The organism is Pantoea cypripedii, assembly GCF_011395035.1.
GTDB lineage: Bacteria > Pseudomonadota > Gammaproteobacteria > Enterobacterales > Enterobacteriaceae > Pantoea > Pantoea cypripedii_A.
On sequence record NZ_CP024768.1, the window covers coordinates 604,632 to 629,153 of the forward strand.

Here is a 24,522-nt window from a genome sequence, read left to right on the forward strand (position 1 = left end):
CAACCCCTTAATTTGACTTAAAAACCTGTGATCTTCCTTTTTATCTCTGAGATGACATTGTGATGTGGCATGTCTCACGGCTGTTTACGCTGCTGGTGATGGTGGTGTTGCTGAGTGCCTGTGGCACTCTGTCGCAAATCTCCGCGCCGGTGAGTGACGACGTTTATCTCTCGCACGCCACCTTCCATGAGAATGTCGATGATATGGTGCGGCATTACATGCAGCAGAAGCAGGTCTCAGGGATCAGCATCGCCATTATCCATCAACGAGGTGAACCGCAGTTTTACAGCTTTGGCGTCACTGACGCGGTGCATCGCTATCCGATCACCCCGGACACCTTGTTTGCGCTGGGATCGCTCAGTAAAGGGGTTACCGCTGAGGTGATCATCGAACTGGTCAACCGTGGCGAACTGCACTGGGATGATACGCTGGCAACCTTGCTGCCTGCCACCGTGCCACTCAGCGCCGATGCCAGACGCATTACGCTGCTCCAGCTGGTGACGCATACTTCGGGTCTGCCACGACAGGATATGGATTTGCCGATGTTTATCAAATTCATGCGTTACCTCGGCAGCGGTGAGAATTTCTATGGCAACCTCGACAGCGATGCGGTGCTGGATTATCTGGCCGATTTCCGTGCACCCCACCAGCCGACGGCGCAATATTCCAACCTCGGCTACGCTTTGCTGGGCTACATTCTGCAATATCGTTGCCATCAGAACATTGAAAGCCTCGCGCAACGCAACCTGTTTATCCCGCTGGGGATGACCAGCAGCAGCTTTGAAGCGGCAAAGCTGCGCAATTTTCCCTGGCGGGCGCTGGGGCATACGGGTGACCAGCCGAAGTTGATTGCCCGTGGACAACTGACACCGGACTGGCGATTTAACAACAACATGATGGCGGCAGCCGGTTTGTACAGTAACGCGCGTGATCTGATCCGCTATCTCGGCGCGCATCTCAGCGCGACACCCGATCAGGCCATTAATCAGGCCTTCGCGCAGGTTGGGCAGGCTTATCAGCAGCACGGCAATCAGTCACAGAATATCGCCTGGGTTACCGATCATTATGGTGAGCAGAAAATCACGTATCAGGTGGGTTATATTGGCGGCTATTCCAGCTTTATCGGTTTTGATCAGCACAACGGCAACGCGATTGTGGTGCTGCAAAATGCGTTTAACTGGAGCAACTATCTCGGCATTGCGTTGCTCAGGAATCTGGCATCCGGGGATCGCCAGCCCTGATGTAACATGGTTGCTTGCAATTTTGCTTAGCGGAAAAGCGCGATGGCTGTTGTATGCTGTCGGGCGAAATTTGACGCGCAGGTTGCGGGGTGCAAAACGCACCGGGGAACCTTCCGCGTTCTGCACTTGTCAGTACATTGAACCGGTAATAATCAACCAGAGTGGAAATCACCATGCGCAGGACTCACGCTGTACTTCTTTCTGCAGGACTTTTTCTGGGCTCGTTAACCCTGACGCCCGCCGCGCTGGCCGAAGGCGAGCAAACTGATAACGTACCCACACCACCGCAGGTGGAACAAACCGCACCGGACGCGCAGGTCCAGACTCCGGTTACCGACGCTCCGGCAGCTGTTGCCCCAGCACAGCCTGCGGCACCGAATAATTACGATCTGACCACCATCGTGATCGACTATAAAGAGTACAAAGTCGGCGATGTGGTGCCGGATCAATATCGTGGTAAATCCTACATCATTGCTGAATGGCAGCCGCGTCATCTGCCGGCACCGCAGGAGAATACCCATTGGGCGTATATCAACGCCAACTACATCCTGATCACCAACGATACCGGCAAGATCGTGATGGGTAAATCGGGTGACATTTTCTTCAAAGGCTAAGTAAGCGCGCTAACTGCGCCACTGCGTTGCCGATCTGACTGGTGCTGGTGTTGCCATACCCCAGCACCAGTCCCTGCTGTTTTTCCTCGCCCAGATAAAATCCCGATAACGCTCCCGGTGCATAACCCGTTTTTATCAGTTGATCGACCAGCGTGATATCTGTGCAGGCTGTCGGCAGCCGCATCACCAGATGCATCCCGCATTCTCCGCCGAGTAACGACACCTTAGCCCCGAATTGTTGTATTAATGCGGCGCGTAAGGTGGCCTGGCGTTGACGATACAGACGGCGCATCTTGCTGAGATGGCGGCTGAAATCACCGCTGCGCAGGAAGTGTGCCAGCGCCTGCTGCTCCGGGCGATTGCCGCCGCGCAGCAATTCATGCAGCGCCGGGCGTAAATGCGGCAAGAGTTGCGCGGGTAGCACCATAAAACCCAGACGCAGGGCAGGAAACAGCGTTTTACTGAACGATCCCACGTAGATGACCGGTGTCTGCGCGGCCATACCCTGCATCGCCGCAATCGGTTCGCCGCTGTAACGAAAATCGCTGTCGTAGTCGTCCTCAATGATCCACGCCTGATGCTGTGTTGCGGCAGCCAGTAATGCCAGACGGCGTGGCGCACTCATCACCACGCCGGTGGGATACTGGTGGGTTGGTGTGGTGTAGATCAGACGCGGCGGGCGTTGTTGCCAGTCCTCCGGCTGGGGTGCCAACCCCTGGGCATCAACGGCGACGGGTTCGATGCGCATATCGCCCGCTCGCATGGCGGCTTTGGCCCCGCGATAGCCCGGTTCCTCCACCCAGCCGATGTCGCCGGGATTACTCAACAGCAGTACGCACAATGACAGGGCCTGTTGTGCACCTTCGGTAATAACAATTTGCTCGGGCGTGCAGCGTACACCGCGCGCCAGTGCGAGATGCTGTGCCAGCGCCTCACGTAACGTTCGCTCCCCGAGAGGATCACCATAACCCATCAGCGCCTGCGGCTGGTGCAGCATCACACGATTAAATGCCCGTCGCCACTGAGCCAGTGGGAAGTGCGATAACGCCGGGATGCCGGGGCGCAGAGCCATCTCCTGGTGCAGCGTGCGATGAGAAGAACGCAGCTGTGCCACGCGTGCTGCCACCCTGATTTCTCCGTCGTTTGCCGGGGTGGGGGAGTGCGGCGGTAACTGCGCGAGGGGGCTGACGTGGCTACCCTGGCGATCGCTGGTGAGAAAACCTTCTGCCTGTAGCTGTGCCCAGACGGCAATGACCGTGTTACGCGAAACCTGTAGTTCAGACGCCAGCTGGCGCGTGGCGGGCAGGCGTGTTCCTGCCGGCAGTTTACCGGCCAGAATCGCCTGGCGGATGCGCTGAAAAAGCTGTTGTTGCAGGGTTAAGGCATCATCGCAACGCAATGGGGCCAGGAGCAGGGTGCTGAGATCAAAGGTGTCCATGCTGCGCTCACGTGGATCTATCAATAAGTCTGATTGTGGCGCTTTTTAACGAGCCAGCAAAGTGGCAATCTGCTGTTCACACTTAATCCTGCGACAGGGAAAATATCATGTCTCAAAACACCAATGCTTACGGACAACCGGTGGGTTTTGCGCTGCCAGACTGGCAACCGCGCCCCTGGCCGGAATTTATGACTTTTGCCGGTGACTATTGCCGTCTGGAACCGCTCGATGCGGAACGTCATGGCCAGCAGTTATATGCCGCCTATGCGCAAACCGGGGATGGACGGGACTGGACTTATATGTTTGCAGAACCCTTCGCCACTGAAGAGGCTTATCTGGCTTATGCGCGTAAGATCGAGAATGGACGCGATCCGATGCATTTTGCGGTGATTGATCGGCAAACTAACCGGGCGGTAGGTACGCTGGCGCTGATGCGTATCGAACCCAATCATGGTGTGCTTGAAATCGGGCATGTGGCGTTTTCCCCGTTGCTGAAGCAAACACGTATGGCGACCGAAGCGCATTTTTTACTGATGCGTTACGCGTTTGAGCAACTGGGTTATCGTCGTTATGAGTGGAAATGTGATAGCTGCAATCAGCCCTCACGCAAGGCGGCGCTGCGGCTGGGCTTCCAGCTTGAAGGGATTTTTCGTCAGGCCATTGTCTACAAAGGCCGCAGCCGGGATACCTGCTGGTTTTCAATTATTGATGGTGAGTGGCCGCAGGTGAAACAGGGATTTGAACGCTGGCTGGCGGCGGACAACTTTAACGCTGAGGGGGCGCAGCGCAACCGGCTGGAAGCGCTGCGCCAGGCTAACTGATAAAAATATATTTGCTGGCGGCAAGAACGATGGCACAGGTTGCCGCCATCATTATCCGCTTCAGCCATTGCAGTTCTTTCTTGATACCGATGATATCCAGGTTCATGGTGTGGATTTGGGTATCCGTTTTGTCGAAACGCGCGTCGATTTTCTCGAAGCGTTTATCGACCAGAGCGAAACGACTATCAATATTCTTTTCTATCAAATCGAAACGTTCATTGACGTTTTTTTCAAACAGGTCAACGCGTTCTTCTAAACGATCAACGCGTTGATTGAGGGCCTGCTGCCCCTGCACCACACCTTCCATCGCCTGGGCAAGGTCGACCTTCGTCAGTGAATGTTCCTGCTGCATTTCGGCAAAGATCTCGACCAGCACTTCTGCCTGCCGTTCTTCCACGCCTGCCTGCTGCAGGGATTTGTATGCTTTATGGGTGTTCATCATCGCCAGTGTCATCCATGTTCTCCCTGATCCGTTTCCTTGAGCGGAGGAAATTAACCAGGTTGTGATAATTACGCTATGCAACGATGTATATTTTGCGCGCCATCTCGAAAAAAATCAATTAGTACAACGAGTAACGCGATGTGAAGGCGGGTTGGCCTGCACCGAAGTGCAGGCGGGAAAGGCTTAATTGTGTGCGTATTTTCCGCTGACGTTATTGCCGGATGACGGGGTTTCATCCTCTTCATCCGTGATGGCAGGGACAGACAGGCTGGCTTTCACTCCCCAGAAGTAGCAAACCAATGAGGCGACAATGACCAGAATCATATCCAGTGGCGTGCTAATCACTCCGCTGCCGCCGTAAGTTCCCAGCATAGAAATCACCATCACGGCAATGTAATAGGCCAGCAGCCACCAGGCGCATTGCAAATCGCGGCTAAACTGGCTGTTTTTCTTGCCAAAAATGGCATAACCAATCCAGGCAACAATCAGTATCGGGATGAGGATTTCATTCACCGACCAGCCGCTCCAGTAAATCAGCAGGGTACTGGCGACAAATGCCAGCGGGCTGAGAATGGCGGCGACTGGCAAACGGAATGGACGCTGCATATCCGGCAGATGATTACGGAAGGCCCCTAGCGTTACCGGACCGGGCATATAGGTGAAGACGGTCGCGGAGGTCACCGCGCCAATCAGACCACCCCAAACCTGGAACTCTGACGGCAGCGTCCAGACGATAGCCAGCAGCAGCGACAACCACAGCGCACCCCGCGGTACGCCGGATTTCGCATCCACTTCACCAAATACTTTGAACAGATGGCCATTACGCGCCCAGGCAAACAGCACGCGAGCGGCACCTGCCAGATAGATGTTGCCGGTCCCGGCGGGTGAAATCACCGCATCAATCAGGATCAGGTTAATCAGCCAGGTCAGGCCAAGGCTGCGTGCCAGATCGGCATAGGGTGACTGGAACACCTGCTTCAGTCCTGCCCAGCCATGTTGCGACAGCAAATCGGTCGGTACTGCGCCCATAAAGGCGTATTGCAGTGCCAGATAGATGACAAAACTGACGGCAATCGCGATACCGATGGCCAGCGGTACGTTGCGCTGCGGGTTTTTTGCTTCACTGGCGAAATCCACCGCCTGGCGAAACCCGAGGTAGGCAAACACGATACCTGCGCCGGTCAGCGAGCTGAATACGCCATGCGCTCCGCCTGGGGGAGCCGGTGGTACATCAAGGTTAGGAGCATGGAAGTACAACAGCAGCGTGCCGATTGTCAGTAACGGTACGATGAATTTGAAAGTGGTCACAATGGTATTCACGCGACCAAAGAAGCTGACGCTCCAGTAGTTCAGCAGGAAAAATGCCACCAGCAGGCCAATCTGTACGGCAAAACCGAGTCCGGTTGGGCTACCGTCAGCGTGACCGAGTGCGGGCCACCAGTAGATGGCGTATTGTCGTACTGCTTCCACTTCAACCCCGGCAGTGCTGGTGTAGGCCAGCAGTGAGCTGACGCCAATAACAAAGCCGACGATGTTGCCATGCGAATAGTTGGGATAGCGCACAAAGCCACCCGCACGTGGCAGCGCTGATGATAACTCGGCGTACACCAGACCGATCATCAGCACGATAACCGCCCCCAGCACCCATGCCCAGCCGGTGTTACTGCCTGCGTAACCGGAGCTATTTAGCGCCGCATAAAGCCAGCCGGATCCGATCATCGATCCAATGCCAAGTAACGACAGATCGACCAGCCCCAATTTCTGTTTCAGTCCACTTGACGCCATAAAATGCCCCTGTGATGTGTTTACCTGAATGAATTTCAGTTTTGCTTATTAAATGTTGTGGCAGGGGAATAAAGCATATCGCGTGCCAGAATTATTTTATCTGCGTGATTGTTTTTTGATGAAATAAACGCAGGTGGCGAATGGCTGAATAATGGGTTTTTGGTTGGCTAAATGATGTGAAATAAAATTTATGGCGTGGAGTGATTTGACTGAAATAGCGGAATCACGGTGCAGGGCGCACCGTGATGATCCGAAATATATATTATGTGGCTGGTTGAAACATTATGTCATCCCTGCTTGAGAAATGACATAATTCAATTTAACTCTGCGGTTGAGGAATAATTTTAATATCCACCATGCCGATGCCTAATTTACGTGGATCCTGGCCGATAATATTTCCCACATTGGATAGCTGTGGTTCCGGCGGTGAGATGATTAAATTATGGCTGCCGCCAGGATTGGTGAAATGCAGCGTCGTGGTTGAAAGATCATCCCCGAGGGTGATGTCCTGCTGTTGATCACCGACCCGCACCGGGATCGGCCGATGGGCATTCGGGCCAAAGGCGCGTGCGGTGATCACCACATCAAAACTGCCTGGCAGTGGGTCAACATATTCAATGTTGACCTCCGGGGCCAGATTGGCGTTGGACCAGCGTCCCCACAGTTCCGGGCGTGAAATACCGGTGAAACTTTTGATGTTCTGCGGTGCACCCGGCACGTTGAGCATAAAGCTGTCGGCGCTGTAGCGAATGGCATTGTCTTCGATACGAATCTGCTGCTCGTTATGCTGATACTGCGCATCGCTCAGAGCGGTTTGCGGGAAGGTGGCTTTACCTTTCCACACTGGCTTATCGATACGCGTCACGCTTGGCTGGCCCCCCATTTGCCCCATCGCAACACAAAGATCGCCGGAAAGCGCCAGTTCAGGCTGCCACAGGCGAGCCATCTTAAAGCAGCGGTCAACCCAGACAAACTTATCCGCAGCGGCAAAGTCCGCCAGCTGATAGCGTAGCGGGGCGGAATATTCCCCCTCTGGCAGCGGCTCCACACGTTTATCGCCTACGCGGAAGAGAATCGGCAGCCTGAAGGTGGTGCCAGAGAAACTAAAGGTACCTTTCTGCTGATCGACGGTGAACGCATTGAGCTTGCTGGGGAAATTCCATAGCTGGATGATATCCGGCTTCCACGCCAGTACTTTCTTCGTCATGTCATCAAACTGAGCTGACAGCGACGGCATGCTGAGGCCACTACGGCCGAGGCCAATGGCCTTATCGCCACCGAGAATATCCAGCACCGTGGCACCGTTATCCAGCGTACTCCGTTTGCCGTCGAGCACTTTTGCCTCAGGCTGATCGCCACGGATCACCATAAACAGGTCATGACGCGGTTGCTGGATCAGATATTGATGCGCGGTATTGTTCATGGCCAGATGGTCTGACGTCACCACAATGATGGTGTTCTTAAACCAGGGCGAGGCTTTGATGCGTTCAATCAGGCGTGCTACATGTTCCTGTGAACAGGCGACAGCGCTGAAAGACTGGTTAGGTTTACCGTCATAGCTATAGCTTTTATGTTCACAGGTCCGGGAAATAAAACCATCCGGGTGGTGAGTATCAACCGTCAAAGTAAAGAGCGCGAAACGTTTTTGCTGGCGTGACAGTTCCTCATACTTCTTAAACACCTCATCCATTACGGTGTCATCGTAATAACCCCAGTTATTACGATAGTTGGGATCGGTGACGCGGTCTTTCAGCTCCTGGGCACCGTACATATGGGCCGGGTCAAAACCGTGTGACTTGAGGAAGGTGTCTTTACCGGCAAAGCGCAAATCCGCGCCCTGAATAAACCAGTTCTCATAGCCTGAGTTTTTCAGGATATCGCCGAGGCAAACATTCTGCGGAAAGAAGCTGGAAAGCGCTGCCGAGGCGTTATCCTGGAATGGCGCAAACAGCGGGATACCACACTGTGAGCCGACCATCCCGGCAATGGTGTAATCGGTGCCTGGCAGTTGCTCGGTGTTACTGAAATCCAGGCTTTGATCTTTTTCCCGGCTCAGTTCGGGAGCCAGTCCGGGAAAGGTTTGCTCATTAAAGTAGGTACGTTCCAGACTTTCGCCATAGATGTAGACCAGGTTGAGCTTCGGCTCGGCAATGACCGATTTTGGCGTTTTGAAATAGCTCTCGAAGTCAGAATCCGCCTGGCGGTTATGGGAGACGATCAAATCTTTCACCTGACGAAATGCCGGGGTGGTTTGTACCGAACCCGCAGCGCAGGCGATAGCCAGCAGACTCCAGCCAAGATGATGCTGCTGTTTACGGCGGCGTAACAGCCAGGAGAGCAGGCAGAACAGCAAAAACAGCGCAATGATAAGCCCGATGGCAGGCACCACGTATTTGCTGATCCCCGCACCCGTCAGGCTGTTGGTGAGGGTATAGAGTACTGCGTCATTGATGCCGTCACCGGTAAAATAGTTGCTGGCATACAGCGTGGTATTCAGCACGATAAACAGGGTAAGCAAAACCAAAATCAGGACAAACCAGAACTTATTTCGCCCGGCTTTGTAGGAATAGACTGCGATCGCAGCCAAAAAAAGTACAACCGATATGAGTTCGGACAAGATTCAGATCCTCAGGCAAATTAAAAACGCATTCCATGCGTTACGACCCTCTGCGGGGGTTTTTGCGTCAATCTATATTGGCTGTCACATGGCTGCAACATGACCAGTCAGATTTGTGCGGTTGATTTGAATTTGTTTAAAGCGGGTTTAGGCGGGCTATGGTTTGGGCTGGCAGCATTGGGTTGCTGCCAGCAGGGATGCAGGAATGAGGATCAGAGTTTGCCAGTCAGATACTGTGCTTCGCCATCGGCAAAACTCCAGTCACCTTTGTTATTCGTAATAAAGCTAATCATCAGATCGTTGCCCTGCACGCCACAGTTTTCCTGCAACTCGCGTGCTAACTCTGCCATGAATAGCGTTTTCTGTTCTTCACTTCTTGGGCTGGTGTACACCCGCACCATCACCAGGTTGTCACTTCGTTCAAAACCGAGGCCGGTATCCTGGAAAACCATCTGATATCTTTTGTTTTCGTGAACAATCTGATAACGATCGCGTGCCGGAACTTTAAACGCGGTTAAGACGGCGCGATGGGCGGCATCCAGCAGAGTACGTAATTCTGATTCAGAACGGCCCTGAATAACATCGAACTGGAGTAGCGGCATGATTAAACCCTCGTTTTTGCTCACATGAAAAGAGTAGGATGTGAAGCTATGCTGCCGCGTGCCGCGGTAAAGAAAAAGCGCGCTGCCTGAAATGATTATTTATTATTTTGAACAATCATGATGAAAGAGATAAAAACCGACGCACTTTGGGTGCACCTGCACTGGCTCACGGTGCTGGCCGAGCTGGGGAGTTTTACCCGCGCGGCTGAACGCCTCGACGTCAGCAAGGCGGCGATGAGCCAAAAGATAAAAGAACTGGAAGAGATGGCAGGTGTGGCGCTGGTGTTGCGCACCACACGCAGTGTGCGTCTCACCTCCGCCGGGGAAAAGCTGGTGGAGGAGCTGCGCGATCCCTTTGCGCGTATTGAACAAAGTTTTTTCAGTGTGCGCGATGAAGCCGGTCCGGTACGCGGAATGGTGCGTGTCAGCGCCCCTGTGGCCTTTGCCCGCCAGCAGCTGGTGCCAATCATCGGCGATTTTTTGCGGGAATACCCGCAGGTGCGTTTACAGCTGGATGTGACCGATCGGCTGGTATCGCTCGGTAGCGAGGGGTTCGATCTGGCAATTCGTCATAGCCAGCAGCTGCCGGAAACCCATGTCGCCTTGCCACTGTGCGAAACCCATACCTTGCTGGTGGCGTCGCCTGCTTATCTGGCGGAGTACGGTACGCCAGCAACACCGCAGGCGTTGCAGCAGCATAATTGCCTGTATTACCCGCGCGGGCTGGAATCGCCCCAGTGGCGGTTTTGCCAGCGCAGCGACGCCAGCGAAACCGTACAGGTCAGGATTCAGGGGAATTTTGCCACCAACAATAGCGAATCGATCCGTGATGCCGCTTTGCAGGGCTTAGGGATTGCCATGTTGCCGGATTTTAGCGCCAGCGCGGCACTGACCGCCGGGACATTGCAGCAGGTACTGCCGCAGTGGCAGTCGGTTGATGCGTTTGCCGATCGTTTATGGGTGGTGCGCCCTTATGCGGCCCAGGTGCCACGGGCAGTCACCACCTTTATTCACTGGCTACGCGCGCGCTTTGTTGATGGCTGAGGGAGACGCCAGCGCAATGGGTGCATGTGGCTGCATTAACTCACCCAGCAGGCTGGTGCGATTGTAGTTACCCAGACGCAGATTAAAGTCGAGATGCAGACGCTCATTACCGCTCAGTTTGATCACCGGTGGCGGGTTATGCGGGCGCTGCTGAAATAATACTGACCGGGCAAAAGCGGCGCTGTTCCACCCGCTCAGGCGCTGATAGAAATACGCATTGGCCTGGCCTTTGCGCAAATAGACATTTGCCCGGCGGTATTCACGCATCGCGGCCTGCTGCGCCAGTGAGCATAATTGCTGCTCCGGCTCGGCAATTTTTTGCGTCAGCAGATAATAGTCATCGCGCTTATTCAGTTCGCTGAAAAAACGTTGGCCGCCAAGATGTTTAATCGGCGCGTACTGTTTTTGCCACTCGCGGATAAAGGGATTATTCGGGGCAGCGGCAATAAACCAGTTTTCCATTACGGGTGACAGATAATTCATGGTCGAGACTTCACAATAGAAGCCAATCACGTCCATGCGCTGTTCCTGATGCACACGATGAACCCAGCTGAGATCTTCAAACAGCAAGGCACTGCAATCAATGCTGATACCGCCGTAGCGCAACAATAATTCCAGCCGAATTGCTTCACTCTTTTGTTGCAGGCTTAATTCAGCGGAAGTGAAGACAAAATCCGGCAGCACTTCTTCTACATTCTGACGATGCAACAGGTGCACCTGGTGATCAGGGTTATCCTTGCGGATTTTTTGAATATTTAACATCATTGATGTAGGTAAATATTCATTTTCCCAATACATCCAGACTATTTTTGGTATTTCCGGCAGATCTTTCTGTCCGGAAATCAACACCACATTATCCTCTTCGCTCGGATCGTATTCCGGTGCGGGTACGGCATTCAGCTGCTTTTTTTGCAGTAACATCTGGCTGGTAAAGGCAATTTTTTGCCAGTTTTGCCACAGCATACGGGCAGGTTGTAGGCGTTTTGTTGTCATGGTGCACCTGATTATTGTGATTATAGTGGTTGGGTTTTCCCTGATGCTGGCGCCTGGCGCGCTCTTGTTTCCTCACGGCTGTGTGTAAAATACTACACCTGCTTAATAAAGCATTCCGGCGTGCGAGGCTATCACTTTTTTTCTCTTTCAGATAAACCGTAAAATAAATGAACCGTTACTGATAAAATGAGTGTGAAATAGATCAATTAATACGGACTGATTTAATTAAATCCCATTGAGACTATTCCTAATAAAATAGATCTGTCCTGTGGCAGGATGCGAGGAAATTAAAAAGTCCGTGTCAGATGCAGCACTGACGCTGTTGTTTTTTTTACGGTCCTGGCATATTGGCTACGCTTAAGGGAAGCTGTTAACAAAAAGGAGGCGCTATGCAGCCAGGTCACCGCGGACTACTGGCGGTTGATAAGCAGGGCAATCGCGTACTGTTTCTTAACCCGGACACCTTTGCCGTGGAGCAGGAGCTGAATGCTTTTCCACCGCGGCCCCATGAATTACTGATGCTACCCCAGTGGGGGAAAGCCTATGTACCGATTTACGGTGATGGCATTCACGGCGCAAATCCGCATCCCGGCCATAAAGTGGCGGTGATTGATTTACGTCAGCGCGTGATTAGCGGCTTTATCGATCTCTCACCGTTACAGGCACCGCACAGCGGCCAGCTGGGGCGCGATGGCAAAGTTTATCTCTGCTGCGAAAATAGCGCGGCGGTGGCGGTGATCGATCCGGCCAGCGATCGGGTCGAGAAGACCATCGCACTGCCGTCACACAATGCCCATCGGCTGGCGCTATCCCCCAGCGGTCGTAAATTGTTTACCGACAATGAAGAGGACGCCAGTATCACGGTGGTCGATTTGTGCGAGGCTGAAGGGCGGGTCATCGACAACATTTTGCTGCCTGGTCCGATCGCCGGTATTGCGGCATCACCGAAACATCCCTATCTGGTGGCCAGTGCCGGGGATGCCCCACTGCTGTATGTCGTGGATCGCCAGAGCCATCGTATCCGCCAGCGCGTGCGTTTGCCGGGGCATCAACAACCTTGTCAGGTGGTCCGCTTCAGTCCCGATGGTGAACGGCTGGTGGCGATTGGCGATCACGAAGCGGTGATCACGCTGTTTGACGATCTGCTCAATCCGCTGGGTGATATCGTGGTCGGCAATAAACCGATGGACGGTTGCTTCAGCGATGACAGGCGCACGCTGCTGATTGCCAATGAAGGAGATGGCTCGCTCAGCGTCATTGACCTGGTGCAGATGCAGGTGGTGGCAACACCGCAGGCCGGTAAGGGCTGTGAAGTGCTGAGCTATTTCACACTTAAATAAAGGGCCGGTGATAAATGGCGCTGCTCCAGTGGCGGCTGCTGGCATGTTTTTCTGCCTGCCAGCCGCGCTTGCGCAGTTCGCGGGCAATCAACTTGTTCATAATGCCGTGGCCAACCAGCAACACGGTGCCGCTATCCGCCAGGGTAATCAGTTTATCAGCCGCCTGGCAGGCGCGCTGGCGGGCATGCTGCACCGATTCCACATGTCCGGCGTAGCCACATAGCCACAGCAGGCGTAGCAGCGCCAGCCAGACGTTAAGCGGCAGATACAAACGTTCAAATGGCAGGTGGGGGATAGCCACTTCGCTGAATACCGCATCCACCGCATGGGGCTGCAATCCCAGCCGCGCCAGTGACGAGCGCGCACGCGGCAACGGGCTGGAAGCGATCACACTGGCAAGGCCAGCAATGGCCTGGCTGCGCGGTGGTGGTGAATCGCAGATATCAGCCTGATCATAACCTTCGCACCAGTCGGCCAGCGCCCGCGCCGTGAAGCGCCCGCTCACCGGATGGTCGGGTTTGCCGTGTCGCATAAGGATGATGGTCATAACGCTCCTGAATGATTTTCTCCAGTGTAATGCAGATTCTGCAGGACCTGTCAGGTCGGCAGGATTTAAGACAAATTCGCATTTGTCATTAAACCTTAACTGAAATATGCGACAAGAGGCGCGATGCAGGATCAGTCGCCACTTTGCTAATGATAAGCAGAAATCGTTAATCAGGTCCTTCTTTGACGGTTTTTTGCTCTCGCGCATTGAATGTAATGTCATGAATTGACGCCATTTTTATCGTTAACCCCTGAGTAATAGTAAAGATAAATTAATTATTTTTACTAAGATCACTTGATTTATCTACGCGCGTAGATAGACTAATTACACAGTGATAGCTCACGGTACCACGGAATAAGTTGGCCTTGAGATGATGCAGTTACATTTGCCTTATTAATGCGATCGGTGAAAAAAACATCGGCAAAGCCTGGCGAATAAGAGAATTCCAACACCAGGGAATCCTTTACTGACCTTTCATCCAGGTTTGCCCACTAAACGTCGCTACCGGGGCGTTCCGCTTGTTGCAAGGGAACCTACCCACGGAAGGGCGTTTGATTGATCTTCATCTATCAGGGAAATGGTTATGACGGTACATCACTCCGTTTCGCAACAACGCGCACTGTCTTCTTCTTCGGCTGCTGATGAGCGGCTTGCAACCTCGGCTGGCCGCAAAGATTTCTGGCGTGCCACCTTATCCTGCTGGCTGGGAACGGCCATGGAGTATGCGGATTTCGCGCTCTATGGCCTGGCCGCCGGTATCATTTTTGGCGATGTGTTCTTCCCCGAAGCCAGCCCGACCATGGCGCTGCTTTCCAGTTTTGCTACCTGGTCGGTCGGTTTTATTGCCCGTCCGATCGGGGCACTGCTGTTTGGCTGGATTGGCGATCGCAAAGGACGCAAAGTGGTGATGATCACCACCATCATTCTGATGGGGGCCTCAACCACGCTGATCGGTTTTATTCCTTCCTACGCCAGCATTGGCCTGTGGGCACCCGCCTGCCTGGTGCTGCTGCGCTTTACTCAGGGGCTGGGGGCCGGGGCTGAACTCTCCGGCGGCACGGTGATGCTGGGCGAATATGCGCCGGTTGAACGCCGTGGGCTGGTGTCATCGGTGATTGCGCTCGGTTCCAATAGCGGCACGTTGATCGCGTCGCTGGTGTGGCTGGCGGTGGTACAGATGGATCAGCAAAGCCTGCTCGCCTGGGGCTGGCGTATTCCTTTCCTCAGCAGCGTACTGATTGCGCTGGTGGCATTGTGGCTCCGTCGTCATCTGCGCGAAACCCCGGTATTTGAACGCCAGCAGGCTGAACTGCAGGCACAGCGTCATGCCCAACTGGAAAGCCCTGTACCTGCGGATACGCGCGGTTTCTGGCAGCGCAGCCGCGCCTTCTGGACCATGGTGGGTCTGCGCATCGGCGAAAACGGTCCTTCTTATCTGGCTCAGGGCTTTATCGTCGGCTATGTGGCGAAAGTGCTGATGGTGGACAAATCGGTGCCCACCACCGCGGTGTTTATCGCATCCATTCTGGGTTTCCTGATCATTCCGTTTGCGGGCTGGCTCTCTGACCGCTTTGGCCGCCGTATCACCTATCGCGGTTTCTGTTTGCTGCTGATGTTCTACGCCTGGCCTGCCTTCCATCTGCTCGACAGCCGTGAACCGGCAGTGGTGATCCCGGTGATGGTGGTCGGCATGGCGCTGGCGTCACTCGGCATCTTTGGTGTGCAGGCCGCCTGGGGAGTCGAGATGTTTGGTGTTAAACATCGTTACACCAAGATGGCGGTGGCGAAGGAGCTGGGGTCTATCCTTTCAGGAGGCACTGCACCGCTGGTTGCGGCGGCGCTGCTGTCGTTTACCGGCCACTGGTGGGCGATTGCTGTCTACTTCACGGCAATGGCGACCATCGGTTTTCTGACCACCTTTGTGGCACCGGAAACGCGTGGGCGTGACCTGAATCTGCCGGATGATGCGATCTGACAGCAGGTTAACACATTGATGTATCGGGCATAAAAAGAGGCAGGCTATTGGCTAAATCGTCATCCGGGAATATTACGCGCAGCGATGTCGCTAAAGTCGCGGGTACGTCGGTCGCGGTGGTGAGTTATGTCATCAACAACGGGCCACGTCCGGTGGCGGAAGCGACACGCCAGCGGGTGCTGGAGGCGATTAAGCAAACCGGCTATCGGCCTAATGCCGTCGCGCGTGCGCTGGCTTCGGGCAGCACCAAAACGTTCGGTTTAGTGGTGCCGAATATCGCCAACCCGTTTGTTGCAGCGATGGCGCATGCCTTGTTGCAGGAGTCGCTGAATCACGGTCATGTCATGTTGCTGGGGGATGCCGGTGATGATCGCCAGCGCGAGCTGGAGTTGATTCAGGGACTGTTGAATCGTCAGGTTGATGGCCTGTTTTACAACAGCGTCGACCGTCATCCCTATATCGATTTAATCAAGGCCAGCGGTACACCGCTGGTCATGCTCGATCGTGTGGAACCCCAGCCGGGCGTCAGCATGCTGCGGGTGAATGAACGCGAAGCGGCGCGTCAGGTGACGACCCATCTGCTCAGTCATGGTTATCAGCAGGTGGGGATGATCAGCGGCCCGCTGGAGATGCTGAATACCCAGGATCGTATTCAGGGCTGGCGCGATGCACTGGCGGAATATGGGGTGCAGGCTGATGATAGTTTGATTTTCCCCGCCGATTATTCGCGGCAGGGCGGTTACGAGGCCGCGCAGCAAATGCTGAAGAGTGGCCGCGTACCGCGCGCGTTGTTTGCCAGCAACGAAGGGCAAGCGATTGGCTGCATTCGTGCTTTTTCTGAACATGGCCTGCGTGTGCCGCATGATGTCGCGCTGGTGTGTTTTAACGGTACCGAGCAGTCGGCATTCCATGTGCCGGCGCTGACGACGGTACGCCAGCCGCTACGCGAAATGGCGCAGCGCGCGATTGCCATGCTGAAAAACGGGGATGGCGAGGCGGAGCTGGCGGAATTTCCTCACCATCTGGAGATCGGTGAGTCCTGTGGTTGCCAACTTACCAGAAAAAAATAAATAACATCATGAAAAGACTGATTATTGATTGTGATCCGGGGAATGGTATTGCCGGTGCAAACACCGATGACGGCCTGGCGCTGGCCTTAGCACTGGCGTCGCCTGCGTTATCGCTGGAGTTAATTACCACCGTCAGCGGCAATACGCCCTGTGCGGTAGGAGCGCAGGTGGCGAAGGACTTGCTACAACGGCTGGGCGTCAATATCCCGGTGGTGCAGGGGGCCAGACAGGCGTTGCGTGAAGATCCGGCTCCGTGGCGCGCCCGTCTTGACGGGGTGGAAGATCAGAAACTGGCCGAGCTGTGGCGTGGCGTGCGTCAGCCACAACTGCTGCCCGCAGATGGCAATGATGCCGCTGGGGTGATGGGCCAGTTGATTTGTGATAACCCCGGTGAATTTACGCTGGTAGCTATCGGCCCGCTCACCAACATCGCGCAGGCATTGCAACGTTATCCGCAGATGGCGGAAGCGGTGGCGGAGATTGTGATTATGGGCGGGGTGTTCGCGCTGGATGATTACATCAAGGACACCAACTTTGGTCTTGATCCGGAGGCCGCGCATCAGGTGCTGCACAGTGGCGCGACGGTGACGCTGGTACCGATGGATGCCACCACGCAAACGCTGATGACACATCAGGATCTCAACCGTCTGACCGTAAACGATCACCCGCTCACCCAGTTTGTGCGTGAAACTCTGCGGCCGTGGATTGATTACTCCATCCGCACGCGCCATCTGCCCGGTTGCTGGATCCATGATGCGCTGGTGGTGGCCTGGTTGCTGAATCAGCGTGTCGCCGACGGCATGGATTATCATGTCGATGTGGAGCTACGCCCCGGAGCAACGCGTGGTAAAAGCTGGCGTTATCGCACGCCGCTGCGCCTGGATGTCGGCATCCCGGAAAATGCCGGTGCACTGGTGCATGTATTGCACAGCGTAGATAACCCGCTGCTGCTGGAGATCCTCGAACAGGCCTTTAATGGTCTGAAATAATCAACAACACACGGTCATCCTGTGGCAATGACCGTGTGACATGCTTGCTTACAGCCCGAAGCACTCGCTGACAATTCCCCGCCACAGCCCCCCTTTCTGACATGCTATATACAAATAGTTAACATAATAATAACCGATGCAATCATTCGCACGGTAACGTTCACAAGAATGTCCGGCCAACGATCCGGACGCTGTCAGACAGGATACCCCCTATGTTTAACTGGACTGCAACGCAGCGAAATGTGGCTTTTGCCAGCTTCGCCAGCTGGACGCTGGACGCGTTCGACTTTTTTATCCTGGTGTTTGTATTGAGCGATCTGGCTCAGTATTTCCACACCAGCGTTTCAGATGTCTCTATCGCGATTATGCTCACCCTGGCGGTGCGACCGATTGGCGCGCTGGTGTTTGGGCGTCTGGCGGAGAAATATGGCCGTCGGCCGATTCTGATGCTCAATATCGTGCTGTTTTCATTGTTTGAGCTGCTGTCGGCGTGGTCACCTAACTTCGCTGCCTTCCTGACATTCCGCGTCATTTACGGCGTAGCGATGGGGGGGATCTGGGGTGTGGCATCGTCGCTGGCGATGGAAACCATTCCGGACCGTTCGCGTGGATTGATGTCCGGCATTTTCCAGGCCGGTTATCCGTGCGGTTATCTGCTGGCGTCGATTATTTTTGGCCTGTTCTTCGAGAGCGTGGGCTGGCGTGGAATGTTTATGATTGGCGCTCTGCCCATCCTGCTGCTGCCGTTTATCTATTTTAAAGTTCCGGAATCACCGGTCTGGCTGGCGGCGCGTCAGCGTAAAGAGAGCACGGCATTGCTGCCGATTATTCGCCAGCACTGGAAAATCTGTATCTACATGGTGCTGCTGATGGCGTGCTTTAACTTCTTCAGCCACGGTACGCAGGACCTCTATCCCACCTTCCTGAAAGTGCAGCATCAGTTTGATCCGCATACCGTGAGTATTATCGCCATCAGCTACAACATCGCTGCCATGCTGGGAGGCATCTTCTTCGGTTCACTGTCGGAGCGTATCGGGCGGAAAAAAGCCATTATGCTGGCCTCATTTCTCGCATTGCCGGTGCTGCCGCTGTGGGCCTTTTCCAGTGGTACGTGGATGATTGGGATTGGTGCGTTTCTGATGCAGTTTATGGTGCAGGGCGCGTGGGGTGTGGTTCCGACCTACCTGACGGAGCTGGTCCCCGCCAACGCCCGTGCCGTGCTGCCGGGGTTCGTCTATCAGCTGGGTAACCTGATTGCCTCGGTCAACGCGACGTTGCAGTCGCGGATTGCCGAGGCCCACGGCGGCAACTATGGCTTAGGGATGGCAATTGTTGCCGGGACGGTGGCGGTGCTGATCTGCGTGTTTGTCGCCTTTGGGCGTGAAACGCGTGGCATTCAAATCTCCGGAGCTGTGGCACGCGACTCGCGTTAACGCGACTCGCACACATCAATCCATTTTGCCGCAGTGAGATCGGCCATGCGCTGCGGTGAAATGCGTACCGCACTATGAATCGATCCTGCTGCGGGCAACACTTCCGCAAAACCGCGCAGTGACACATCGCAATACACGGTCAGCGGGTTTTCCAGCCCGAATGGGCAGACGCCGCCGACCGGATGACCGGTCCAGTTCACCACCTCATCAACACTCAGCATGCGTGCTTTGGCACCCAGCGCGGCTTTCAGTTTACGGTTGTCGAGGCGCGCATCACCGCGCGTGACAATCAGCACGACGTTATCTTTAACCTTTAACGACAGGGTTTTGGCGATCTGCCCCGGCTCCACGCCGTGAACGCGTGCGGCCAGTTCCACGGTGGCGGTGCTTTCTGGCATCTCAATGATGTCGACATCCGGTGCGTGTTCGGCAAAGAAGTGCCGTACCGATTCCAGGCTCATTTTTTTCTCCGGCAAAAACGAAGCCTAAAAGCTGCCATAAGCCTTTTCTGCTGTAAACGGGAGAAAGGGAGAATCTGTAACAGAATGCGCAGGCTTTACACCACTTTTAACGTGCAGTTACCGCAACGTTCAACATCGGGAATACGATAGCGCTGGCAGCAGCTGCGGCGTTCCATCTCGCCGTTACGCGGGATCATGGTGCGATACAGCGGATTATCGCTGCCATCCAGCAGGGACTGGCTGAAGAACCATGCCTGCTCCAGCTGTGACACCACGGCGGCGGGCAGTAATGTTTTCAGCTCGCCGAGGAACCACCAGAAGGAGAAACCCATGTTGTTCCAGATAAGCCTGGCGTTGATATCGCCGTGCTGCGTCATGCCGTTCACTGCCGGGATCAGCAGCTGCTGAATCAGGCGGTCGATACGTTGTTGCGAATTCAGGTAGCGGGCGTCTTCATCTTCCTGCACATCGATCCAGAAGGCGCAGGGATGGCCGTTTTCATGGAACTCAACGTGAATCAGATGGGGCGCGCAGTTCAGTGCCCGCGGCTCCAGCAGCAGCGCCAGCATCAGGGGGGGCAACAACAGGCCGAAATACCATTGCGCCCACAGCGACTGGAGCGGCTTGGCTTCCTGCTGTACATCGGGGTGATTACGGTAGAGATGATCGCTGTAGCGTTGCGTCAGGCGGCGGTAATGGGGAGTGGCAGACCATTCGGCCAGCGTCAGCGTACCTGCCGGGGCGGGCTGGCCGAGTTTGATGGTTTCCAGCATATAGCTGCGCTGCTCACGCATCAGATCTTCCAGCGCGCTCGCAAGTAGGCGATCGCTCTGCATAAAGATCAGTGGATGTTCGCTGAAGCGATGATCCTGACGAGTGATAATGGCCATGCCGATCCTGAATGAAAACGGTAAGCGAAAAACAAATGATAATCGTTCCCGCTTAACCTCACAAGATCGTCAGGGGCGCATTCATGCGCCCCTGGTGAATTTCAGGCCAGATCTTTGCTGCTCAGGGCGGTTTTCGGTAAATCTTCCCAGGCAAGAATGGTGTTACGTCCCTGATTTTTTGCCACATACAATGCGCGGTCGGCATTGGACACTGCCTGATCAAAATCATCAGCAAAAATCGGGGCGATACCCGCACTGATGGTGACGTGAGTTGAAACCCGCTCATTAAACCGATGGGGGATTTCCAGGTTAAGCACGTACTGGCGAATCCGTTCCGCCAGTTTCATGGCAATAGAGGCGTTAACGTTGGTCATCAGCACCAGAAACTCTTCACCGCCGTAGCGGGTCACCACATCCCGCGAACGCACCGCATCACGAATCGCCACTGAGACCCGAGCCAGCGCCTGATCGCCCATGGCATGACCATAGTTGTCGTTGTAAGCCTTAAAATGATCGATATCCAGCAGCAGCACAAAGTGGCTGCCCGCATGGTTTTCCAGGATGGTATCGAGCCGGTTTTTCAGCCCACGGCGGTTATACAAACCGGTCAGCGGGTCCAGCATACTTAAATCGCTAAAACTTTCTTTTTCTTCATACAGCTGGCGCACCAGACGCCGGGTGAAATGATCAAAGCGGCGGCGCATCAAATGGTGTAATGAAAAACCGATCAGCGGCAGGGTGATGGTGAACAAAATCATCACTAAATGCTGGCCATCATCCAGCAGTAAAACAGTAAATACTGGCGGCGTGATATGTAAGCAGAACGCAACTAAATAATCACTGAGCGCAATAGCACTGACAAAAAATACGCTTAACAGGCTGATTATTAAAAAGCTGCCATCAAAATAAAAAACCAGATGGTACTTATGGTCGATGTGCCATGCCCATAATGCACCGAATAACAGCGCGACAGGATTTAATAGCGGGAATTTCAGTTTTGGGATGATTAAACAAACGGTAAGCAATGTAATACTAAAGCCCGCCACCAATGCCGCTGGCAGTGAATGGGTGCTGGATTCCTCCCCTAAAAATGGTAACAAACTAAATAGTGCAACAGCGACATTAAGAAACAGAAAAAGCATCACTGAAAGACGATATTTGCTGTGTTTCAATTCTTCGTAAGATTGTAATTTCATTATTATTACTCGTGACAGCCCTGAAATATCAAAGCGCTATCCGGCCGAGATATTCTCTCCACCAGGATAGTGAGCACATTATTGCTGTGTTTTCAAAATAGTTATCGGCGGCAATTTAGCATTTTCCAGTAGCAGTGTCATCCGCGTGGCACCGCGCAGAAAAAATCCGCTGCAAGATGAGAAATATTATCATATGATAATGGGAATTCTTATCATTTGAGGGTTGCGCGATGATCATGGCGATGATGGCTGCCTGCGGGTTGTGGGGCGTGAGCTGGATGCTGGGCAAACGTCTGGATAGCGGCTGGGGAGTCTTGTTACCCTGCGCGGCGATGCCGGTCTTCGCGTTGTGGGAACCCAGTTTCAGCCAGTGGCGTGTGGTGATGATGGTGGCGCTGCTGCTGACTGTCGTGATGTTATTTCATCATCGTCTGCGTCACTACCTGCTGCTGCCTTCTTGCCTGGCGCTGGCGGGGGGACTGGCCGCGGTATCGGTGAATTTTCACCTGATCTGAAAAAGCAGAAACGACAAAATCACGCCAGAGCGTGTTCAGTAACCATAAAAATCGGGGGAGATAAAGCCGGGAAGGATGACAACGTTGGTGCGAAGAGAGGGACTTGAACCCTCACGTCCGTAAGAACACTAACACCTGAAGCTAGCGCGTCTACCAATTCCGCCACCTTCGCATCGCGTTGTCTGTTTATATCATCGCATTGGTGCGAAGAGAGGGACTTGAACCCTCACGTCCGTAAGGACACTAACACCTGAAGCTAGCGCGTCTACCAATTCCGCCACCTTCGCGCAGTGCGCTACGATATAAACGATGTGATTTTTGGTGCGAAGAGAGGGACTTGAACCCTCACGTCCGTAAGGACACTAACACCTGAAGCTAGCGCGTCTACCAATTCCGCCACCTTCGCATACCCGCAATACCTTAAGAATTGCTAACCACGGAGGCGCATTTTAGAGATTTTACCCAATGCGTCAACACATATTTCGCGACGGTGAAACGATTGCTGCAAAAAGCAACGTTTCTGCCGCCGCGTCAGCAAATTCTCTGAATTAACGTGCTTTCGCGCCGCGTCCGTAAACCGCGCGATAAACCTTAAAGCGTCCGGTTTGTGCCAGCACTTCATGGTTACCGAAGGTTTCATCCAGCACCTGCGGATAAGGCAGGAAGGCGTTGGCGACAATGCGCAGTTCACCGCCGGAATTGAGATGCTTCAGCGCACCACGGATCAGCGTGTTTGCCGCATCCAGGCTGGTTTGCAGGCCATCGTGGAACGGCGGGTTGGAGATGATCAGATCGAAACGACCGGTCACATCAGAGAACACGTTGCTGGCAAACACTTCGCCTTCAAGGCCATTGGCCGCGAGGGTGGCTTTACTCGCTTCAATCGCGGCGGCATGCACATCACACAACCACAGACGAACTTTGGGTGAGTGCTGTGCCAGTACCGTCGCCAGCACGCCACTGCCACAGCCGATATCCAGCACTTTACCTTTGGTATGCGGCGTCAGCGTCGACAGCAGCAGCGCGCTGCCTGCATCAAGGCCGTCACGGCTGAATACACCCGGCTGGGTATGGATAGTGAGATGGTCCAGCATGTAGCTGTCACCAAACGCGGCGGCATCAAATGCGGGTTGCTGTTCCAGCTGACCGTGATACAGGCCGCAGCGGCGCGCGCTGTCGATCTTCTCTAATTTGGCCCAGGGTTCGATCATGCCTTCCGCGCTGCGGACGCCGCTGCGGTTTTCTCCCACCACAAAGATATCGCTACCCACCGGCAGCAGAGAGAGCAGGTTTTGCAGCTGGAACTGGGCTTCTGGTTTGTTCTTTGGCCAGAAGTAGATCAGCGTATCGCAGCCGGCAACATCTTCGGCACTTGCTACCAGACCATACACCGCGCGCTCTGCAAGGCGGCGGCTGAGGTTCTGCCAGTGATGATATTGCTGGGTATGCACGCGTGTTGCCGCGGTTTCCAGCTGGGCGGGCAGGTCGTCCTGCAAATCGCCAGCAAATAAAACATGGCGGGCGGTAAATTCATCACTGTGGCGCAGAATCACTTCGCTGGCCGGGGTTAAAGCTGACATGAATGGCTCCTGTTAAATCAGAGCGGGGATTATAGTGCTTTGTTGGCGCATGTTCGATGGGTTTGCTAGCATAGCGTCGCATTATGGCCGCACAACGGGTAACAGCATGACATCAAGGCGCGACTGGCTTTTACAGCAAATGGGGATTACGCAGTATCAGCTGCGGCGTCCGCGCGTGCTGCAGGGCGAAATAGCGGTGAGTCTTTCGCCAGACACCCGGCTGGTGCTGGTGGCCGAACACGCGCCGGACTTGCACGAACCTTTGGTGCAGGATGTATTGCGCACGCTGCATCTGCAGCCCGCTCAGGTGATGACACTGACGCCGGAACAGCTGCCGATGCTACCGGAACAGGTAGATTGTGTCGGCTGGTTGCTGGGTATCGAAAGTGCACATCCCTTTAATGGCGTCACCTTTACGACAGCCGCTTTCAATGAATTAATCAGCAGCGGCGCGGCGAAACGCGCCCTCTGGCAACAGATGTGTAATCATGACAGCCATCTCTTTACTCACCCCTGAAGACCAGCCGCAACTGCTGGCGATTGAACGCCGCAGCCACGCTTTTCCCTGGAGCGAACAGACGTTTGCCAGCAACCAGGGCGAGCGTTTTTTAAATTTACGTTTTGAGGCGGAAGGCAAGCTGGTGGCCTTTGCCATCACCCAGGTGGTGCTCGACGAAGCCTCGCTATTCAATATCGCGGTTGATCCTGATTTCCAGCGCCGGGGTTACGCGCGCCAGCTGTTGCAGCATTTGATTGCCGAGCTGGAGAAACGCGACGTGATGACGCTGTGGCTGGAAGTGCGCGCGTCCAATCAGGCGGCCATTGCCTTGTATGAGCAGCTGGAGTTTCACCAGGTCAGCCGCCGCCCGAATTATTACCCCACTGCCAGTGGACGAGAAGATGCCATCATCATGGCGTTAACGCTGTAG

General features: G+C 54.4%; 23 protein-coding genes and 3 tRNA genes. 12 read left to right on the plus strand and 14 right to left on the minus strand.

Translation table 11 applies throughout. The annotated features are described in order from the left end of the window. Positions 1–62 precede the first annotated feature (62 nt). A complete protein-coding gene (locus CUN67_RS02750) occupies positions 63–1,241 on the plus strand; it encodes a serine hydrolase domain-containing protein (protein ID WP_208713904.1) in 1,179 nt (392 codons plus the stop codon). Positions 1,242–1,414: 173 nt separating this feature from the next. Continuing rightward, positions 1,415–1,855 (plus strand): RcnB family protein, encoded by a 441-nt coding sequence (locus tag CUN67_RS02755; RefSeq protein WP_208713905.1) that lies wholly within the window; start codon positions 1,415–1,417, stop codon positions 1,853–1,855. Here CUN67_RS02755 and CUN67_RS02760 read toward each other — a convergent pair. After that, positions 1,845–3,293, minus strand: coding sequence for a PLP-dependent aminotransferase family protein (locus CUN67_RS02760; protein ID WP_208713906.1), 1,449 nt, complete (start codon positions 3,291–3,293; stop codon positions 1,845–1,847). The two genes, CUN67_RS02755 and CUN67_RS02760, sit on opposite strands and share 11 nt — an antisense overlap. Before the next feature lie 107 nt (positions 3,294–3,400). On the opposite strand from CUN67_RS02760, the gene CUN67_RS02765 reads away from it, so the two are divergent. Further along, entirely contained in the window at positions 3,401–4,114 is a 714-nt protein-coding gene (locus CUN67_RS02765) for a GNAT family N-acetyltransferase (protein WP_208713907.1), read from the plus strand. Here CUN67_RS02765 and CUN67_RS02770 read toward each other — a convergent pair. The 4 genes from CUN67_RS02770 to CUN67_RS02785 all read right to left on the minus strand — a co-directional run bounded on the left by CUN67_RS02770 (position 4,107) and on the right by CUN67_RS02785 (position 9,560). Then, positions 4,107–4,568, minus strand: a complete 462-nt coding sequence (locus CUN67_RS02770) for a hypothetical protein (protein ID WP_208713908.1) — start codon at positions 4,566–4,568, stop codon at positions 4,107–4,109. The genes CUN67_RS02765 and CUN67_RS02770 overlap by 8 nt on opposite strands. Before the next feature lie 171 nt (positions 4,569–4,739). Next, positions 4,740–6,341, minus strand: a complete 1,602-nt coding sequence (locus tag CUN67_RS02775; RefSeq protein WP_208713909.1) for an APC family permease — start codon at positions 6,339–6,341, stop codon at positions 4,740–4,742. A 319-nt stretch (positions 6,342–6,660) separates the two neighbouring features. Further along, positions 6,661–8,958 (minus strand): phosphatidylglycerol--membrane-oligosaccharide glycerophosphotransferase, encoded by a 2,298-nt coding sequence (gene opgB / locus CUN67_RS02780; protein ID WP_208713910.1) that lies wholly within the window; start codon positions 8,956–8,958, stop codon positions 6,661–6,663. Between the two features lie 212 nt (positions 8,959–9,170). Further along, complete coding sequence (locus tag CUN67_RS02785; protein ID WP_084872422.1) at positions 9,171–9,560, minus strand: tautomerase family protein; 390 nt, start codon at positions 9,558–9,560, stop codon at positions 9,171–9,173. 120 nt (positions 9,561–9,680) lie between these two features. Here CUN67_RS02785 and CUN67_RS02790 point away from each other — a divergent pair, with 120 nt between their 5' ends. Then, positions 9,681–10,604, plus strand: a complete 924-nt coding sequence (locus CUN67_RS02790) for a LysR family transcriptional regulator (RefSeq protein ID WP_208717053.1) — start codon at positions 9,681–9,683, stop codon at positions 10,602–10,604. On the opposite strand, the gene CUN67_RS02795 is transcribed toward CUN67_RS02790, so the two are convergent. Continuing rightward, a complete protein-coding gene (locus tag CUN67_RS02795; RefSeq protein ID WP_208713911.1) occupies positions 10,578–11,597 on the minus strand; it encodes a glycosyltransferase family 32 protein in 1,020 nt (339 codons plus the stop codon). The two genes, CUN67_RS02790 and CUN67_RS02795, sit on opposite strands and share 27 nt — an antisense overlap. Positions 11,598–11,986: 389 nt before the next feature. Between CUN67_RS02795 and CUN67_RS02800 the strand changes: the two genes are divergently transcribed. Next, the gene (locus CUN67_RS02800; protein ID WP_208713912.1) at positions 11,987–12,937 is read left to right on the plus strand and encodes a WD40 repeat domain-containing protein; all 951 of its coding nucleotides are present in this window, start codon (positions 11,987–11,989) and stop codon (positions 12,935–12,937) included. On the opposite strand, the gene CUN67_RS02805 is transcribed toward CUN67_RS02800, so the two are convergent. Next, entirely contained in the window at positions 12,930–13,484 is a 555-nt protein-coding gene (locus CUN67_RS02805; protein WP_208713913.1) for a histidine phosphatase family protein, read from the minus strand. The genes CUN67_RS02800 and CUN67_RS02805 overlap by 8 nt on opposite strands. A gap of 583 nt (positions 13,485–14,067) precedes the next feature. Between CUN67_RS02805 and CUN67_RS02810 the strand changes: the two genes are divergently transcribed. The 4 genes from CUN67_RS02810 (at position 14,068) to CUN67_RS02825 (ending at position 18,951) form a co-directional block, all read left to right on the plus strand. Continuing rightward, positions 14,068–15,459, plus strand: coding sequence for an MFS transporter (locus CUN67_RS02810; protein WP_208713914.1), 1,392 nt, complete (start codon positions 14,068–14,070; stop codon positions 15,457–15,459). Between the two features lie 47 nt (positions 15,460–15,506). Continuing rightward, a complete protein-coding gene (locus tag CUN67_RS02815) occupies positions 15,507–16,529 on the plus strand; it encodes a LacI family DNA-binding transcriptional regulator (RefSeq protein ID WP_208713915.1) in 1,023 nt (340 codons plus the stop codon). Between the two features lie 8 nt (positions 16,530–16,537). Beyond that, a complete protein-coding gene (locus CUN67_RS02820) occupies positions 16,538–17,518 on the plus strand; it encodes a nucleoside hydrolase (protein ID WP_208713916.1) in 981 nt (326 codons plus the stop codon). Positions 17,519–17,730: 212 nt separating this feature from the next. Continuing rightward, positions 17,731–18,951, plus strand: a complete 1,221-nt coding sequence (locus CUN67_RS02825) for an MFS transporter (protein ID WP_208713917.1) — start codon at positions 17,731–17,733, stop codon at positions 18,949–18,951. Here CUN67_RS02825 and CUN67_RS02830 read toward each other — a convergent pair. The 3 genes from CUN67_RS02830 to CUN67_RS02840 form a co-directional block, all read right to left on the minus strand. Further along, positions 18,948–19,412 carry a YbaK/EbsC family protein gene (locus CUN67_RS02830; RefSeq protein ID WP_208713918.1) on the minus strand — a complete coding sequence of 155 codons (465 nt, stop codon included), beginning with the start codon at positions 19,410–19,412 and terminating at the stop codon, positions 18,948–18,950. The genes CUN67_RS02825 and CUN67_RS02830 overlap by 4 nt on opposite strands. A gap of 95 nt (positions 19,413–19,507) precedes the next feature. Continuing rightward, positions 19,508–20,302, minus strand: a complete 795-nt coding sequence (gene fhuF, locus CUN67_RS02835; protein ID WP_208713919.1) for a siderophore-iron reductase FhuF — start codon at positions 20,300–20,302, stop codon at positions 19,508–19,510. 101 nt (positions 20,303–20,403) lie between these two features. Continuing rightward, positions 20,404–21,498 (minus strand): diguanylate cyclase, encoded by a 1,095-nt coding sequence (locus tag CUN67_RS02840; protein WP_208713920.1) that lies wholly within the window; start codon positions 21,496–21,498, stop codon positions 20,404–20,406. Between the two features lie 230 nt (positions 21,499–21,728). On the opposite strand from CUN67_RS02840, the gene CUN67_RS02845 reads away from it, so the two are divergent. Next, on the plus strand, positions 21,729–22,013 hold the full coding sequence (locus tag CUN67_RS02845) for a DUF1435 domain-containing protein (RefSeq protein ID WP_208713921.1): 285 nt from the start codon (positions 21,729–21,731) through the stop codon (positions 22,011–22,013). Positions 22,014–22,098: 85 nt separating this feature from the next. Here CUN67_RS02845 and CUN67_RS02850 read toward each other — a convergent pair. From CUN67_RS02850 to rsmC, 4 genes are all read right to left on the minus strand, one after another. Then, positions 22,099–22,185, minus strand: a tRNA-Leu gene (locus tag CUN67_RS02850). Between the two features lie 28 nt (positions 22,186–22,213). Continuing rightward, positions 22,214–22,300: transfer RNA gene (locus CUN67_RS02855), tRNA-Leu, on the minus strand. Between the two features lie 32 nt (positions 22,301–22,332). Then, a tRNA-Leu gene (locus tag CUN67_RS02860) sits at positions 22,333–22,419 on the minus strand. Positions 22,420–22,561: 142 nt separating this feature from the next. Further along, the gene (rsmC, locus tag CUN67_RS02865) at positions 22,562–23,593 is read right to left on the minus strand and encodes a 16S rRNA (guanine(1207)-N(2))-methyltransferase RsmC (RefSeq protein ID WP_208713922.1); all 1,032 of its coding nucleotides are present in this window, start codon (positions 23,591–23,593) and stop codon (positions 22,562–22,564) included. Between the two features lie 106 nt (positions 23,594–23,699). On the opposite strand from rsmC, the gene CUN67_RS02870 reads away from it, so the two are divergent. Then, positions 23,700–24,110, plus strand: coding sequence for a DNA polymerase III subunit psi (locus CUN67_RS02870; protein WP_208713923.1), 411 nt, complete (start codon positions 23,700–23,702; stop codon positions 24,108–24,110). After that, positions 24,082–24,522, plus strand: coding sequence for a ribosomal protein S18-alanine N-acetyltransferase (rimI, locus tag CUN67_RS02875; protein ID WP_208713924.1), 441 nt, complete (start codon positions 24,082–24,084; stop codon positions 24,520–24,522). Before CUN67_RS02870 ends, rimI begins: the two co-directional genes overlap by 29 nt.